Here is a 17,052-nt window from a genome sequence, read left to right as displayed (position 1 = left end):
TATTAACCTAAAGCAACTCTTTTGAAACCTGTAATTTCAACATTGAATCCTTTAACATAGTCACCAACTTTTTTGCTGTCGTCTTTGATAAAGTTTTGGTCCAATAAAGCTTTTTCTTGGTCTAAAGTAGTATTGTCAGAGATAAAACGTTGAATCTTTCCTGGAATGATTTTATCCCAAATTTGTTCTGGTTTACCTTCTGCTTTTAATTCAGCTTTAGCATCTTCTTCGGCTTGTTTCAAAACTTCTTCTGTCAATTGAGAGAAAGAAATGTATTTAGGAACGTTTTTCAATGTTTTTCCTAAACGTTTAGCTTCTTCATTATCTTTTTCGATTACAGCAATACGAGCTGCAAGTTCAGATTCTACGAAAGCAGGATCAAAATCTTTGTAAGATAAAGTATCAGCTCCCATAGAGGCAACTTGCATAGAAACATCTTTAGTTAGTGTTTCAGCGTTGTCGATTTTTGCAGAAATAGCCGTTAAAGCAGCAATTTTGTTTACGTGAACATAAGATCCAACGAAAGCACCTTCTAAAATTTCGAAACCACCGATTTCGATTTTCTCACCGATAACTCCTGTTTGTTCTATCAATTTCTCAGCAACCGTGATTCCGTTGAAATCTGAAGCTAAGAATTCTTCTTTAGAAGAGAAGTTGATTGCTTTTTCAACCAATTGCTTAGCCAAAGTTACGAAAGCCTCATTTTTACCTACGAAATCAGTTTCACAGTTCAAGGTAATGATAGCTCCTTTAGTGTTGTCTGCATTGATAAAAGAAACAGCAGCTCCTTCAGAAGACTCACGGTCAGAACGGTTAGCAGCAACTTTTTGTCCTTTTTCTCTAAGGATTTGTATCGCTTTATCAAAATCTCCATCAGCTTCAACTAGAGCTTTTTTACAGTCCATCATTCCGGCACCTGTAGTTTGTCTTAATTTATTTACGTCTGCAGCAGTAATTGTTGCCATAATATTTTTTGATTTAAAGATGAAAAGATTGAAAAATTTAAGGATTAAAAGTATTATTAATTCTAAAATCAATAATTACCTAATCATTAAATCTTTCAATCTTTAAATTTATTTTTATTTATTCTTCAGTTGCAGGAGTTGCAGTTTCTACGGCTTCTGTTGGAGCAGCAGCAACTTCACCAGCTGGTTGTTCAGTTTCTTTATCAGATGTTCTGTTAGAAAGACCATCGATAACAGCAGCAGTTACTAAAGATAAAATTTTATCGATTGATTTAGAAGCGTCATCGTTAGCTGGAATTACATAATCAACCTCTCTTGGGTCAGAGTTTGTATCCACCATTGCGAAAACTGGAATGTTTAATTTTTGAGCTTCTTTAATTGCGATGTGTTCAGCTTTAATATCTACTACGAACAATGCAGCAGGAAGTCTTGACATATCAGCGATAGAACCTAAGTTCTTCTCTAATTTTGCACGAAGACGATCAACCTGTAAACGTTCTTTTTTAGATAAAGTCATGAAAGTACCGTCTTTCTTCATTCTATCGATAGAAGCCATTTTCTTAACAGCTTTACGAATAGTTACAAAGTTAGTCAACATTCCACCTGGCCATCTTTCAGTGATGTAAGGCATGTTTGCTGCAGCTGCTTTTTCAGCTACGATATCTTTTGCTTGTTTTTTGGTAGCTACGAATAAAATTTTTCTACCAGATGCAGCGATTTTCTTCAAAGCTTCGTTAGCTTCTTCGATTTTAGCTGCAGTTTTATATAGATTGATAATGTGAATTCCATTACGTTCCATATAGATGTAAGGAGCCATGTTTGGATCCCATTTTCTAGTCATGTGTCCGAAGTGAACACCTGCTTCTAGTAATTCTTTAACTTCTACTTTGTTTGCCATTTTAATAATAGTTTACGTTCTGTTGAATTAGCAATGAATAAGTAGCGAAAAATTCGGTCTTACCCATTTAGATGCTAAACTAATTTCCTGCCTCGACAGGAACAACAATTTTGTTTTTAAATAATAAATGAACGAGGTCTTGTCCCATTTGAACAAGACGGTAATATTAACGTTTAGAGAATTGGAATCTCTTACGAGCTTTCTTCTGACCGAATTTTTTACGTTCAACCATTCTTGGATCTCTTGTTAATAAACCTTCTGGTTTTAAGATAGCTCTGTTTCCTTCGCCAACTTCGCACATTGCTCTTGCCAAAGCCATTCTTACAGCTTCTGCTTGACCAGTTGAACCACCTCCGTAAACGTTTACCTTAACGTCAAAGTTTGTTGCATTTTCTGTCATAGACATTGGTTGCATTACTTTGTACTGTAAAGTTGCAGTTGGGAAATAAGTTGTAAATTCTTTTTTGTTTACAGTGATTTTTCCTGTTCCTTCCGAAACATAAACACGTGCAACAGCGGTTTTTCTTCTACCGATTTTGTGAATAACTCCCATTACTTAAGATCGTTTAGGTTAACAGTTTTAGGTTTTTGAGCTCCTTGTTTGTGCTCTGAACCTACAACAACATTTAAATTTCTGAAAAGTTCAGCACCTAATTTGTTTTTAGGTAACATTCCTTTTACTGCTTTTTCTACCAAAGAAGCAGGGTTTTTTGCCTGTAATACTTTTGCAGTTAAAGTTCTTTGTCCTCCTGGGTAACCTGTGTGACGCATGTAAATTTTGTCATCCATTTTTGTACCTGTAAGGTTAATTTTTTCTGCATTGATAACAATTACGTTATCTCCGCAGTCCACGTGTGGTGTGTAACTTGGTTTGTACTTACCTCTCAAAATCATTGCGACTTTTGAAGCAAGACGTCCTAAGTTATGACCGTCAGCATCAACAACGATCCACTCTTTTGTAACAGTGGCTTTGCTTGCTGATTGTGTCTTGTAGCTTAATGCGTCCATAATAAATTTTTAATTAAACATTCCATTCCCAATAAAGGGAGTGCAAAAGTACAATTATTTATTTATTATACAAACTGCTGTAAAAGATTATTTTACGAGTTTTATTTTCAAGGTTTATTTTTTTAGAAATTAGCACAATAGAAGGCGAATTAGATTCTTTTTGGGCTTAGTTTCTCTAATTCTTTCTGAAAAATATTTTTGTGTTTTAAGAAAAAAAGAAAAATTGTAGCCTAAGTTGGGTCTATGGATTGCAAAAATGCATGAAGCTTTCGCTTATAATAACAATTATATGGTTTGTTTTCTTATTTTTACACTTCAATTGATGAAATATGAAAGAAAAAGCGACACTAAAACAAATTGCTAAGGAACTTGGCGTTTCTGTATCTACAGTTTCTAAGGCTCTTAACGACAGCCCTGAAATTAGTGAGCCTACAAAGATCAAGATTCAGGAGTTTGCCAAACTCAAGAATTATAAGCCAAATATTACGGCTCTTAACCTAAAGAATAGGAAGACCAAAACCATTGGAGTGATTATTCCTAATATATTGAATTCGTTTTTTGCAAAAGTTTTTACGGGAATTGAAAAAGTGGCCGATGAAAAAGGATATCACGTGATTACTTGTATTTCGAATGAATCTCTTGAAAAAGAAATCCATACGTTACAGATGTTGAGCAACGGGACAATAGATGGTTTTATCTTGTCGATTTCTGAAGAATCTCAAAAGGAGAATTATTTCCAGCATTTTACTGAAATCATCAATGATGGAACTCCCATCGTGATGTTTGATAGAATTACCGATGAAGTTTCGTGCGATAAGGTAATTGTGGATGATTTTGATTCGGCTATGGATGCAACTCAGCACCTTATTAATATAGGTTGCAAAAAAATCGCATTATTTTCTACGATTGATAATCTTAGTGTAGGAAAATTGAGAGCCAAAGGTTATATGAAAGCGTTGCAGCAAAATAATATTGAAATCGATAAAGACTTGATTATCCTGACAGATTCTGTTGAGGATTTTGATACTAGGGTGGCGGCTTTGTTTGAAAAACATGAATTGGATGGTGTTTTTGCATTGGATGAACCAACTTCGGTTGCAGGAATTAAGTTAGGTTTGAAGCATGGTTACAAAATACCAGAAAACTTATCTATTATTGGGTTTGCAGATGGAGTTTGGTCAAAAAGATTAACGCCAAGCTTGTCAACCGTTAGTCAGCATGGTCCTGAAATTGGTGAAGCAGCAGCCAAATTACTCATCGATAAACTGGAAAGTAAAGACGATGAAGAGTATACTTTTAAAACTACTGTTGTAAAAACTGAGTTGAGACAAAGGGAGTCAACTAGGAAGTTAACCTAAAAATATAATTCTTTTCACCAACGACTTTCTTTTCAACGATTATAGCAAAGGCGATTCCACTTTTTGAGGCAATCGCTTTTATTTTTTTTACTTCACAATCTTCAGAAAGGATCATGTATATTTCGTTTTCAGTAGTCGAATAGTTTTTTAATTGCGGAAATAATTGCTCAAAATACTCAAAATTTTCACCACAGAACCATGCTTTTTGCTTTACATTTTTAGGCGTTTTGGGGTAGTAAGGCGGATTGATAACAATGCAGTCAAAAGTTCTGTTGGGCAATGATTGAAATAAATCAGAAGCTATTACTTCCAATTCTAAGTTATTCTTTTTTGCGTTCTCGGTTAAGAATTCCAATGCTGTTGGGTTGATGTCGGTTGCAGTAACATCCGCTCCTTTTTTAGCAGCAAACAATGAGATAATTCCACTCCCACAACCCAATTCCAAAAACGATTTATTTGTCAGTTTTTTTTCTTTGATGAAATCCAGAAGAATTGTTGTGCTTAAGGTTAAATGCGGTGGAAAAACATCCGGATGCACCTTGATACAGATGCCTTCATAACAGAATTTTCTTGGCTTAAAATAGTAGATTTTTAATCCGAGCCTTAAAAAAGGATGCGTTATTTTTTTCAGGAAGTTTCTCATTTATACCATTGAATTACTCCGAATAAAATCCTTCGATTTCTGGTTGTCTGTATTTCCACAATTTATGCATTACCTTGATTTCATATGGGAAATGATAAAATCCAGTTTTGTACCGAATGCCCGAAGTCAACCGCAGCAATTGTCTCTTATAGCCTTTGATTCTAAAATCGGAAACCGTTGGATAATAGCCATTCAAGACTGTTTCAAAATTCTTAATCGTGTCAATCATATAAGGTTTCAGCCACGGAGTAAGCGGATTTTTTCGCAGATCAAAGTTTTCCCAACTTGGCGAAATCCATTCTTCCAAAGTCTCTGGAAATGAAAACCCTGCTTCCAAAATCTGATTGTATAATTCAGAACCTTCAGTCGGTACTGGACTAAAGAGGTAAATAATGATTTCGGCATTTGGATTGATAAGTTTTATTTCCTTAATGAAGTTGATGTCCCAAAGAATTTGGTCGTAAACTTCTTTTTCTGTTTTGGCGGGCATTCCTAACACAAAAGAAAGTTCTGGGATAATATCGGCTTTTTTCATTCTAAGCACGAAATCCTTTATCATTTGTCCGGTTTGTGTTCCGCCTTTGTTCATTTGTTTCAAAACCGCATCGTTTCCAGTTTCAGCACCTAGAAAAATCATTTTGCAACCTGCTTTCCGCATGAGTTTTAAATCATCGTCAGAATACATGTTTATTGTATCAATCCTGCCTTCTCCCCAGTAACTGATGTTGTCGTTCAGTATGAGTTTTGAAAATTCTAGAACTCTTTTTTTGGAAGTGAAGAAGTTGTTGTCATGGAACTCTATTGCATCAATATTGTGTTTTTCTTTGAAATACTTGACATCTTCATAGATTCGAGCTGCCGACATACCTTTCCATTTTGCATTATAAATGGGTACTACTGCACAAAAGGAACATGAAAAAGGGCATCCCATACTGGAATGATAGGATAAAGTTTTGTTTCCCATAAAAGTCTTGGCCAAATAATTTTTTACAGGATAAAAGGAATCCAAATGGTTGTAGGGAAACTTTGGCAAGCTGTCTTGGTCCAACAAGGCTTCGACAGCGGTTTTTATAATTGCTCCTTTTTCGTCTTTATAGATCAGGTTCTTTATCAAAATCAAAGATTCTAACTCATTTGCTTCTAAAGTTTTGATAAGTTCAGGAAAGGTGTTGTCGCCAGGACCATTAATAACATAATCTACAACGCCTGAATTTAGAGCCACTTTATATTGGTTAGAAGCAAAATAGCCTCCCCAAACGGTAATAATATCGGGATAAAATTCTTTTATTTTTTTTGTAAAAGGAATGGCTTGCCGTAATTGAGGACCAGGCATAACTGTTGAACCAAAATATTTGTATTCTCCTGTTTTTAAATAATTTTCAATCGTTTGCCAAGGGTCTTCTTCTAAATTTCCATCGATAAAAACATATTCATATTTGCCATCAATGGAAGCTCCAACCTGCAAGATAGAATTTGGGATCCTGTGTTTGCCGTTAGCGCTTTTCGGGTTGAAGAGGATGGTTTTATTGTTTGACATTATTTTTGAATTTGAATAAAAATAAAACTATTGTTTGAGAAAGCGCACTTCCTAATAACGCACCAGAAATACCAAAATTTAAATATAAAAAAACATAGGATAAAATAAAATTAGCAATTGCTCCAATAAATAAGATGAAAAATACTTTTTTTTCGCGATGTTGCTTAAACAAACTTACTATTTCTATTCCATAAATATAGGATGGATAAACATAAAAAAAAGCAATTATAAAAAACCAAAAATCCAACTCTAGTTTTAAGAAAAAATATAAAATCATCGAAATGATAAATAATGCCATGGGAATGATTATCAATCCAGTGAGTGAAATAAAAAGATTAGCTTTAATTATCATTTCTTCACTATTTCTATAGATGTTTTTAATGAAAGGAGTATAAATAAACGCAGCAATGGACATCGTAAAAACAAGCAAACTATTAATTATTTGATAATCTGAAGTAATCAATTTATTCCCGAAACTTTCAATAATGTAAACATCAATTTTAGAAGCTAAAAATCCAATAAATGAGAGTAAAAAGAACCAAATGCTGATTTTGTAGTAATTGAAATCAAAATGTATATTTTTAAAATTTAAAAAACCTTTAAATAGAATGAGATACAATGACCCTTTTAGCAATTGATATAAGCTATATAAAATGAGTAGTATTTCTACGTCAAAATTTAACCGAAAACAATAAAAAGATAAAAAGAATACTAAAAAGCATAGTGTTTCGATTACAACAGAAGAAATGAATTTCTTTTCATATATAATCAAAACTTCAAAGGAGTGAATCAAATATCTTCCCAAAAACCATAGAAAAATATAAATTCCAAATTCGGTTTTAAAATTCCAAATTCCAATTATAGAAAACAATACAACTAAAGGCAGACGTGTAAATAGAAGGGTAGTAAAGGTGGTTGAAATTTCATTGGGCATTTTGCTGAAAGCCCTCAATAGATATTCTTTGTTTCCCCAATTAAAAAATTGAATTGCAATTAAAGAAAAGAGCAAGATTGAAACAAATTCACCCCAGATTTCTTTAGTAGAAAAATGAATAGCCATAAATGGAATAGCCATTGCAAATACAGAATTAAGTAGTTGCCTTACGGAGTTGGAGGAAATAAATCCTATTCTATTTAAGTTTTTACTGCTCAATTATAATTCAGTTTTTGCAACGTATAAAATCCAATGCCTCTCTCATAATCGGATAAAAAAAGTATGGTTTTTTGGTCAATTAGAGTTGGTTTTAGTTTGTTGCTTTTGTCAAAGGTAAGTTGTTTGTTATTGTAATAAATTTGATTGTTTTTCAATTCAAGTTTTTCAGCTTTATTTGATAATAAAGGAACTGAATTTGTGTTCTCGCCTTTTTCGTTCCAATAAAAATAGGTCAGTTGATTGTTTGTTATTTTGTAATCATAAATTAAAATGGGACTTTCTTCTGTTAAAAAGGATGTACTGGTTTTTGAAATGTTCTGCTTAAAGAAAGTACCCATAAAAAAAACAAAACAGCCCATACTAAAGGCTTTTATAAAAGTTGATTTTTTATAAAAGTAAATCATAAAAAGTATAAAAAAAGCAATTAGAAAAAATAATCTTACATAAGAAAAGGGAAATTGGTTTTCAATAAAAAAGGATACAGAAAGGTTATTTGTTAAAAATAAAATCCCAAATAAAAGGATCTTTTTAAAATTTGAAATTTCACTTTTTGCCAAAGTTAAAAATGCGAATAATAATACTATAAAAGTATAGGTGCTTCCATAAGGCGAAAGTAAAATAGAAGCTAAAATCCAGAAACTGAAAATTTGCAAATTGTTATTTGAGTTTCTTGTAATGAAATATCCAAGTGAAATACAACCCAGTTTGAATGCTAAGATTGATATTGGGAAATAACTTGATGCAACCGAAAAAGCATATGGATTTTCGATTTCATCATAAACTAATAATCGCTTCAAGAACATAAATACCGATTGGTAATTATCTACAAAAGCAGTTGCGATTTCGCCATTTGAAGCTCTTGGTAAAACTGTTTTTAGAAAGAAGACCCAAACCTCTAAGCCTGTAAGTAATAATGAAATCCCAAAAAGAAAAGCACAAACACCACAAATATAAATCAAGGGCTTGTATTGTTTTTTAAAAATAAAAAGCAACAAAAAAAGTATAGGAAAAACTTTTAATGCTATTGATAAGCTTAAAAACAAAGACATTTTTTTAAGCTGTTGTTTTTCGTAAGCGATTAAACTTTCAGCTAATAAGAAAAACAATAGAAAATAAACCTGACCAAAGAGTAAATTGTTTTTTATTGGGATAAAGAATACTATTGGAATTAGAATGGCATATTTGAGGTTTATTTTGTAGAAATCGAATAATCTAAAGCAACTCAAAAGCAATAAGAAAGAGGAAATTAGATTAAAAAATATTTTGGCCTTGACCACAGAAATCATTGTAAAAGGCAAAAAGAAAACGGCTAGAAACGGTGTGTTTGGAGCATAGCTCACAAAAATGTTTTCAAAACCTAAATCGGCAATTGCTTTATTAAATTCGGAGGGAAAGTAGATTGAAGTATTGAATTCTCCATCGGCTAGAAACTGTGCTCCAAAATAATAATTGGCAAAATCGTGAAGGGGAAACGAAATCGCTTTATACATATAAAAAATGCAAAGCAGAAGCATTATACCAAAGGGATAATATTTTAATATAAATTGTTTCATAGATTTTTAAAAATCGAAAATTGAAACAGTTTGGTTTTTTGAAGAAAATAGGAAAAGGAAACCCGTAAAACTCCAATTCCATACCTGATGCTTCTCTTGAAATTAATGGACGAAGCTTCTTCAAAATATTTGGCTGGACAAGAAATTTCCCCAATTCGAGCCTTTAAAAAGCAACATTGTGCTAGAATTTCATTGTCAAAAACAAAATCATCTGAATTGTTTTCAAAATCAATTTGCTTTAAAAGTTTGGCATCAAAACAACGATAACCTGTATGATATTCGGATAGTTTTTGATGCATTAAAATATTCTGAATAAAAGTCAAGACTCTATTTGAAACATATTTGTAAAAAGGCATCCCACCTTTTAAAGCACCTTTACTCAAAATTCGAGAGCCCAAAACGACATCATATAGATCATTTGCAACTAGGGTAACCATTGCCGGAATTAATTTTGGGGTGTACTGATAATCAGGATGTAGCATTACAATGATATCAGCATTTAATGCAATTGCTTTTTCATAACACGATTTTTGATTGGCACCATAGCCTTTATTTTTTTTGTGAGCAATAATATGTTGGATGCCAATTTTTTTTGCTACAGCAATCGTTTCATCATTACTAAAGTCATCGGTCAAAACAACATCGTCAACAATATCAAAAGGAATTTCTTCAAATGTTTTTTGAATAGTTTTAGCTGCATTATAAGCAGGCATTATAACGATTATTTTTTTTTTATTAATCATTTAAATGGTTGACTTCTATTTGTGACTCTTCTCTAACGCTAGTTGAAACAGACAAACCTTGAAAAGGTGCTAAACTTTCGATGTCTTTTCGATGATATAACATTCCCAGAAAAGGAAATTCTTCATCAACATGGGTTGACAATCCTGAAAGTAAATTTTCGACTTCAGGTATGGGCATGCTCCATTCAATACTTAACCGCTCCACAGATGGTTCCATAAAGGAAATATATAATAGCTCTGTGTAAGTATGTTCTTGGGTTTGCGAAAAATCTACACCCTTGTTAAGTGCTAATTTTTGAGTTATATTGGATTGTCTGTAATGCACTAAAGTGTTGTTAAGCTCCGTAGAACTAAGATAATCTGGGAAATCATTGATAGGGTAGAATATAGTTTGAATATTAGATTCATGACACCACATGCATTTGGCTGGTTTTCCTGCATTCGAGTGACTGGGATCGGCATTATTTTTCCGATTTTTATTAGCATCAAAAATTCCAAAGCGAAGTTGTCCATTTGGTAGTAGTTCGATGGTTTCATATTCATAAATTGTTCCCGAAATAGAATCTACTTCTTCGGAAAGAAAAACTTGATTAAAACCATTCTGTTCTGAAAATTGAAGAATACGATGCTCTAATGAAACTCCAGAAATGTCCACATATCCTTTTTGAGGCAATAAAGTATATTGGTTTAAAACTTCATCAAGGGTATTTGGAGTGCCAATAATTTCATAGTAATGTTCTGAAGATCCGATTAATAAGGTAACAAATCTGCCTAGATCAATGTTTTTATTTGTTTTATATTCAGAAGTGTTTTTAATTTTAATCGATAATTTCAAAAGTTTTTGAATTGCATTTTCATTAAAGCCAAGCTTTTTTAGATCGATTATAATAGTTGAATTCTGAATAGTAATACCGTTTGTTGTTGTTGGCAAGGTTGCTCCAATATAGGAAAATGCCCATTTCAAACCAATTAGAGATTTGTCAATTGAGTCATCAGGATAAGCTTTATTCCATTTTAAGTGTAGTAAGGAATCTGTTTCAACCAAGTCAGAATAGGAATCATTTTCGCAAGAAATTAAAAACGATAGCAATAGAACATAGAATATGTATTTTTTAATTTTCATCTTTAGGATTTTATTCTTTTAACTTCATAAACAAAATAGTCTGCGTTACGGACTATACTCCTTTCAAAATTTTTTAAAAAGCAAATACTTATTTCATCAGTCACATTAATCCAAATGTCTTTTTGAAAATTACTTGCAATTGGATAGGTGGAAATATACGTGGCATTTTGGTGATGACGCATATATTTAGAAATCATTTCGATAATCTCTTCAGGCGGAAGATCAGCTTTGCAAGTAGAATCCCAATGACAATAGCTTTGCAAGCTTTCATCACACAGGAAATACACTTTTTTTTCCAGAAATGGACTTATTAATGTGCCGTCACAGGTAATGGAAATTATGTTTTCTGTATTGATGTTTTCATTTTCTATATACTTTACGGTTTCTTTGGCAGAACAGAAAGGTTCTTTAAAATCTACCGCATAGGCACAAACACCACTAAAAAGCTGTATTGTTAAAATAGAGTAAACGATAGGTTTTTTAAGTAAATTCAATTTGAATGCAGCTATGAAACTAGCTAATTTTTTATTTTCATCTGTAAAATAATGTTCAAGCCATAAAGCTAAAATCAGTATGATAAAAGTCATCCCGTCAAATCGAGTAGCACCTCTTTGCGTTACAAAAAAGAAAATTTGTGTTCCCAAAAGAGCAGTGTAAACAAAAAACAGCATTTTACGGCTTTTAAAAAATAAAAGCGGAATGAAATAGCACAGTAGTCCCAAAACAGTTGCAAATGGCTTGCTTAGGTTTACAAAAATATTTGAGTTCCAAAAATGAATCGATCTGAAATCAGGAAGAGTGACCAAACCTTTAAAAAGGGAAATGAATCCTTTTATTAATTTCTCATGAAAAGGAATGGCATCTATTTTATTAAAAAAAAGAGTATCGTTAGGAGGAATTATCTGAACCGCAGCCAGTATTAAACCCAATAGAAAAACTCCAATTCCAATTGTTGCGGATGTACCGATTTGCTTATTTTGATACTGTTCGAGCAATAACGTTAGAAAAAGGGCAAAAGCAATTACACAAAACATTAAATGTATATTGCTGGCTAAAGCTAAATAAATACCTATTAGAGCGACATTGTTTTTTCTATTTTTGAAACATGACGCAGCTAAAAAAAGAAATAGGATGCCTAGGATATAATTTCTACTAATTAAATTATATTCGAAAAGCATAAAATAACCAAAAATAAAAAGTGTTTTAAATACCCAGGAAAATGGTGCTTTTTTCAAGAAAATAAATACTACCGCACTCGAAAATAAGATATGTAGGATTTGCATCCAAAGAGGATTTGAAGTGACTCGGGTTATAAAAAACAATAGAATATTCCAGAGAATGGGATGTCCCTCATATCGTGTATTTTGAATTAGATCCAAAAAAGAAGTGCTATCTCTTGCCAAGAGCCAATGGTGTGATTCATCCAGCCAAAGTTCATGATGCATCACCCCGATGAGGCTTACTATGAAATAAATCAAGGTTAGGCAAAAAACATATTTCGTTTCCTTTGTCAAATCATTATCGGTTTAATTTCATTAGTCCAAACGCCAAAAAAGATTTTGTCTTGAATTTTAGAGCTTTCAAAGTGATTTTTGAATTTTCCCGATGAAATTCTACTTCATTCACCACTTTACTAACAGCATACTTGTAGAACTTTTTAGAATAGGTCCGTTCAAATTCAATTTCCCTGTCGGTTGAGGTTTCCCAATCTAACTGATTAGTAATTTTGCTTTCAACTTCGGTATAAAGCGATGTCCCTTTTATAGGATAAGCAACGGTAATTGTATACAATGTAGGGTTGGCCTCTTTCAAATATTGAATAGTTGTAGCAATATCTTCTTCCGTCTCTCCCGGATAACCAAGCATGATGAATGTTCCGGTTTCCATTCCTAATGCATTGGTTTTTTGAATGGCTTCTTTTACTACATTTACATCTACACGCCTGTCCATCAGGTCGATTATTTTTTGCGAACCACTTTCGGCGCCAATCCAAATTCTAAAGCACCCCACTTCTTTCAATAAAGATAAAATTTCGTCATTTAGGCGTTCAGCTCTTGTAATGCATTCAAACGGAATTATGGCTTCTTGTTTGAAAACCTCTTCTCGAAACGCCAATAACCATTTATGGCTAACGGTAAAAACATCGTCCACAAACCAAATTGCATCTGGATTGTATTGTTCTTTGAGCATTTTCATTTCTGCCGCAACTTGTGTTGCAGGTCTTCTTCTATAGCTTTGCCCATAAACTGCCGTGCTGCACCATTTGCAAGTATAAGGGCAACCACGTTGTGTAGAAATCGTCATCGAGCTTTGTCCATGATTGTTTTTCCAGGTGTCCAAATATTTTTGCATGTTAATTGCTTTTCTATTCGGTAATGGCAATTCGTCCAACTCTTTAAACTTTGTTCTTGCTTTGGTTTGAATGACCGTATCGTTTTCTAAAAAAGCAATTCCGTTTACTTCATGCAGGTTTTGATGGTTTAGAATGGCATTATACAACTCAAAAGTAGTTTCTTCGCCTTCGCCAATGACTAAAAAATCGGCTCCAGCTTTAAGATAGTTTTCAATATTATAGGTAACATCTGGACCACCAAGAATAATTTTTGGAAAATTAAATTTGACAGATTTTAGGACTTTAATCAATTTGACAACTTCTATTTTGGTCATCAAATTGGTATAAATGCAAATCACTTTTGGTTGTTTTTCAAGAATAAAACCCAACTGTTGTTCCTGAGACGAAAAAGTACTATCAAAAACAGTATTCGGAATTTTTTTATCTAACAAATAGGCAGACACATACAATAAACCCAATGGTGGATAGGGTTTCATTATCTTTTGTTCTTTTGGATCATCAGATAAATAATAAGCATGTGTAAATAAAAGACTCATTTTTTTTCTAAAATTAAGATGTAATGATCGGCATATTTTGATAGAAATGAACTGCTTTTAATTTTGTTTTCCAATGTAGTTAGAAATTGCAAAAATCTTTTTTGTTTCTTAAAAAAAGGCTCTAAATAAGAGGGTGGAACAAAAAAGCCAATGGGCTTTATTTCTAAACATTCAAAATTTGTTTTGGTTAAATGTACAATTTCTTTTGGATTATAGTAATAAGTCGGAACACCGGTACCGTCAACATTTGCAATCACTTCTTTTTTAGTTCGTCTAAAAGCGGTTTTAAATTTTCCTTTCAAAATAAAATATACCTTTTCCCAGAGCGTATTTTTTGGCATGATTACCAAAATCAATTTTCCTTTTTCTGAAAGCATTTTTGTAGAACTGGATAGGAAGTTTTCTAATTCATTTGGTGTCAGGCAATTCAAACCTCCAAAATTTGAAAAGATAGTGTCAAATTTTTGATTAAAGAATTGTTCAGAAATAGAATTTATGTCGGTTTGAATAAAGTTGAGGTTTTGAAAAGTAGCTTTTGCTTTTGCAACCGCAATCATTTCATTTGAAATGTCTGTTGCTGTTACTTCAAAGCCTTTCTTGGCAAACCAAATGGCGTCTTCACCGGTTCCGCAATTTATTTCAAGGATTTTTTTTGTGGTATGTAAATGTTTTGAGACCACTCTGTAAACAAAATTACGCTGTAGTTTTCCAATCTCCGAGTTAGTAAAAGATTGATCATACGTGTTTGCCGCTATGTCAAAACTAGCGTTCATTTTGTAATGTTTTCAATTGAATTCTGTCCCAAAAAGCACTTGGAATATAGTACCCTAATTTCAAAATAGATTTTATTTTTTCTGGAGAAAATGAAAAGTTTTTCAGGTTTTGAAAACCTTGACTTTTTCTAAACTCCTTATGCACAAATCGTTGCAGTTTTCTGTAATAGTTGGAATTGTACGTTCCTTTAAACATCATGTCAAAGTCATCAGAATCAGTCCAATTGGCCTTGAGTCTTAAATCATCTTTTACTTTCTCATAAAATTTTGTACCCGGTAAAGGATACGAAACCGAAATGCCAATATTGTCAGGTTGCAAGTCTTTTACCATTGCAATGGTTTTTTGAATGTCTTCTTGGTTTTCGGTCAAATAACCAAACTGAAGAAATAAGGCAACGCGAATGTTTTTTTGTTTTAACAGGCGTGTTGCTTCATAAATCTCTTCCACTTTCGTGCCCTTGTCCATGGCATCCAAAATTTTTTGCGAACCGCTTTCGGCTCCCACCCAAACTTCTTCTAAACCAGATTTGGCTAAAGCATCAATGGTGTCTTCTTTTAATAATAAATCAACGCGACTTTGAATGTAATAGCTAATTTTTAGAGGTACATTTTTTAATCCGATATTAAATTCTTGGACCCAATTGGGTTTTAAACCAAAGATATCATCGCACATCCAAAACCGTTTTGCTCCAAATTGTTTTTGCAAAAAGGCAATCTCGTTTACAATATATTCTGGCGAATGGGCATTATATCGATTGCCGTAAATGGGTTTTGCACACCAATTGCATTTATAAGGGCATCCCCTTGTTGTAGCTATATTTAAAGTGAATTCTTGGCCACTTTTTTTCCAAATTTCTTTATAGGAATTCATATCGACCAAATCCCAAGCTGGCAATGGCAAATCGTCGAGATTTTGAAGAACGGCTCGTTTTGGATTGACTTTTATTCCGTCTTGATTTTTGAAAACAATTCCATTTATCGATGAAATATCTTTCTTTTCTTCTAAATGTTGAATTAATTCTAGTAAAGTAATTTCGCCTTCACCTTGAATGATAAAATCAGCCCCTTTTTCTAAATAGTTGTAATAATGATCTGTAGCATCAGAACTGCAAACAATTATTTTGCAATTATATGATTTTGCAATCGAAATCATCTCAAAACAAGCTTCACGCATATTGGTTAAGCACATTTTGGTTAGATAATTAAACCCATCATCATAAATTACCAAATATTTTGGTTTGCTAGAAGTAAATTTTGCAGAAATTGCTTTTGGAGAATCTAATAAATTCGTGTCAAATAAATCTACAGTAAAACCATTTTTTCGCATTAATGCTGCGGCATACAAAGTCCCTAATGGAGGAAAAGGAGTTTTGTTTTTCCATTGCTTCGGATCTAATTTATAGTAATACGAATGCGAAAAAAGAAGGTCAGACATGTTCTTTTGATAAAACTATACTATGGTTCTTGTGGACTTGGTCATATTTTTCATTTAAAGCCATGATGACTTTTCTCTGAAAATTGGAAGGATGATGTTTTGAGATGTTCTTGGTTGATTTTAGAGCTACCTTAAAATCTTCATCACTCATAAAATCAAATTTAGATTTCCATTTCTTGATTGTAATTTTTTTGAAAGTATCATCCAGCCAGTCGCCAAATCTTGTCTTTAAAACGTTTTCAATACAATGAACAAATATGTTTTTTTTAACTTCTGGAATTCCATCTAATATTGGATTCATATTCCAGAAAGTATCCGAAACCCATTCATTTTTTTTGTAAAATTCCGTTAAAATGGTTTTCCCTTGAAAAGGAATTAAAGTCTTGATTTCAGTTGCTGTAAAACGGTTTTTTTCTTCAATTTCTAAACTGTTTTGGGACATGAAATAATTGATACAAAAATATTTTCTAGAATTGAGCAGGAATATTTTTTTATATAACATTAAAAATGTTCTTGTAATCCAAAGCTTTCGGGGTGTTGTAATTACAAAAAAATCAATATCGCTATCGTTGTCATAATATCCTTTAGATAAAGAACCTGAAACACCTACGGCTTGGACGTATGGAAATTTAGCAATAAAGGCAGCTCTTTCTTTTGCTTTTATTAATGCCTTGATGGCCATTTGATTACCTTTTTTTCTTTTCTCGATTGCTTCTAAATCATATGTTGAAAGATAGAAATCATCAACTTTAAAAATTATTTTCCGTAAAATTAATTCGCTCAATTCTTCTTTTATTTTTGCAATATCTTTGGATTTGGAGAAATCATAGATTTCCTCCATCTTGATGGGATAGTTAAAAATAGAAAAATAAAGAATGGTTTTAAGAGATTCCAATTATGTCTGTTTAGCATATTACATAGCAAGCCTTTTATCAGATAAAAAAAATGTTAAAAGGTTGCGTTTGTTTTAATTG

General features: G+C 32.6%; 16 protein-coding genes. 1 reads left to right on the top strand and 15 read right to left on the bottom strand.

From position 1 onward, the window contains the following. Nucleotides 1–2: 2 nt before the first annotated feature. From tsf to rplM, 4 genes are all read right to left on the bottom strand, one after another. Complete coding sequence (gene tsf, locus G508_RS0100620) at nt 3–965, bottom strand: translation elongation factor Ts (protein WP_026703505.1); 963 nt, start codon at nt 963–965, stop codon at nt 3–5. A 118-nt stretch (nt 966–1,083) separates the two neighbouring features. After that, a complete protein-coding gene (rpsB, locus tag G508_RS0100615) occupies nt 1,084–1,863 on the bottom strand; it encodes a 30S ribosomal protein S2 (RefSeq protein WP_026703504.1) in 780 nt (259 codons plus the stop codon). A gap of 166 nt (nt 1,864–2,029) precedes the next feature. Further along, a complete protein-coding gene (rpsI, locus tag G508_RS0100610) occupies nt 2,030–2,416 on the bottom strand; it encodes a 30S ribosomal protein S9 (RefSeq protein WP_026703503.1) in 387 nt (128 codons plus the stop codon). After that, entirely contained in the window at nt 2,416–2,871 is a 456-nt protein-coding gene (gene rplM, locus G508_RS0100605) for a 50S ribosomal protein L13 (RefSeq protein WP_026703502.1), read from the bottom strand. Before rplM ends, rpsI begins: the two co-directional genes overlap by 1 nt. A gap of 329 nt (nt 2,872–3,200) precedes the next feature. Between rplM and G508_RS0100600 the strand changes: the two genes are divergently transcribed. Continuing rightward, complete coding sequence (locus tag G508_RS0100600; RefSeq protein ID WP_026703501.1) at nt 3,201–4,229, top strand: LacI family DNA-binding transcriptional regulator; 1,029 nt, start codon at nt 3,201–3,203, stop codon at nt 4,227–4,229. On the opposite strand, the gene G508_RS19360 is transcribed toward G508_RS0100600, so the two are convergent. Genes G508_RS19360 through G508_RS0100545 form a run of 11 tightly spaced genes read right to left on the bottom strand, consistent with a single transcriptional unit; the run spans nt 4,213 to nt 16,973 of the window. Then, entirely contained in the window at nt 4,213–4,872 is a 660-nt protein-coding gene (locus tag G508_RS19360) for a methyltransferase (RefSeq protein ID WP_026703500.1), read from the bottom strand. The genes G508_RS0100600 and G508_RS19360 overlap by 17 nt on opposite strands. Nucleotides 4,873–4,885: 13 nt before the next feature. Further along, entirely contained in the window at nt 4,886–6,409 is a 1,524-nt protein-coding gene (locus G508_RS0100590; protein WP_026703499.1) for a B12-binding domain-containing radical SAM protein, read from the bottom strand. After that, nucleotides 6,396–7,562 (bottom strand): MATE family efflux transporter, encoded by a 1,167-nt coding sequence (locus tag G508_RS0100585; protein WP_157485844.1) that lies wholly within the window; start codon nt 7,560–7,562, stop codon nt 6,396–6,398. The genes G508_RS0100590 and G508_RS0100585 overlap by 14 nt, the downstream gene beginning before the upstream one ends. Further along, the gene (locus G508_RS0100580; RefSeq protein WP_084625890.1) at nt 7,559–9,115 is read right to left on the bottom strand and encodes a glycosyltransferase family 87 protein; all 1,557 of its coding nucleotides are present in this window, start codon (nt 9,113–9,115) and stop codon (nt 7,559–7,561) included. The genes G508_RS0100585 and G508_RS0100580 overlap by 4 nt, the downstream gene beginning before the upstream one ends. Then, entirely contained in the window at nt 9,112–9,858 is a 747-nt protein-coding gene (locus G508_RS0100575) for a glycosyltransferase family 2 protein (protein ID WP_026703496.1), read from the bottom strand. Before G508_RS0100575 ends, G508_RS0100580 begins: the two co-directional genes overlap by 4 nt. Further along, on the bottom strand, nt 9,851–10,981 hold the full coding sequence (locus tag G508_RS0100570; protein ID WP_026703495.1) for a hypothetical protein: 1,131 nt from the start codon (nt 10,979–10,981) through the stop codon (nt 9,851–9,853). Before G508_RS0100570 ends, G508_RS0100575 begins: the two co-directional genes overlap by 8 nt. Nucleotides 10,982–10,983: 2 nt before the next feature. Next, nucleotides 10,984–12,495 carry a hypothetical protein gene (locus G508_RS0100565; RefSeq protein ID WP_026703494.1) on the bottom strand — a complete coding sequence of 504 codons (1,512 nt, stop codon included), beginning with the start codon at nt 12,493–12,495 and terminating at the stop codon, nt 10,984–10,986. A 4-nt stretch (nt 12,496–12,499) separates the two neighbouring features. Next, nucleotides 12,500–13,870 carry a B12-binding domain-containing radical SAM protein gene (locus G508_RS0100560; protein ID WP_026703493.1) on the bottom strand — a complete coding sequence of 457 codons (1,371 nt, stop codon included), beginning with the start codon at nt 13,868–13,870 and terminating at the stop codon, nt 12,500–12,502. Further along, on the bottom strand, nt 13,867–14,643 hold the full coding sequence (locus tag G508_RS0100555) for a class I SAM-dependent methyltransferase (protein WP_026703492.1): 777 nt from the start codon (nt 14,641–14,643) through the stop codon (nt 13,867–13,869). The genes G508_RS0100560 and G508_RS0100555 overlap by 4 nt, the downstream gene beginning before the upstream one ends. After that, nucleotides 14,633–16,078 (bottom strand): B12-binding domain-containing radical SAM protein, encoded by a 1,446-nt coding sequence (locus G508_RS0100550; RefSeq protein WP_026703491.1) that lies wholly within the window; start codon nt 16,076–16,078, stop codon nt 14,633–14,635. The genes G508_RS0100555 and G508_RS0100550 overlap by 11 nt, the downstream gene beginning before the upstream one ends. Beyond that, nucleotides 16,071–16,973: a nucleotidyltransferase domain-containing protein gene (locus tag G508_RS0100545; RefSeq protein WP_026703490.1), complete on the bottom strand. Its 903-nt coding sequence runs from the start codon at nt 16,971–16,973 to the stop codon at nt 16,071–16,073. The genes G508_RS0100550 and G508_RS0100545 overlap by 8 nt, the downstream gene beginning before the upstream one ends. Between the last annotated feature and the right edge of the window lie 79 nt (nt 16,974–17,052).

The organism is Flavobacterium soli DSM 19725 (assembly GCF_000422705.1).
In the GTDB taxonomy this organism is placed as follows: domain Bacteria; phylum Bacteroidota; class Bacteroidia; order Flavobacteriales; family Flavobacteriaceae; genus Flavobacterium; species Flavobacterium soli.
This window is presented reverse-complemented; position numbering and strand designations above follow the sequence as displayed.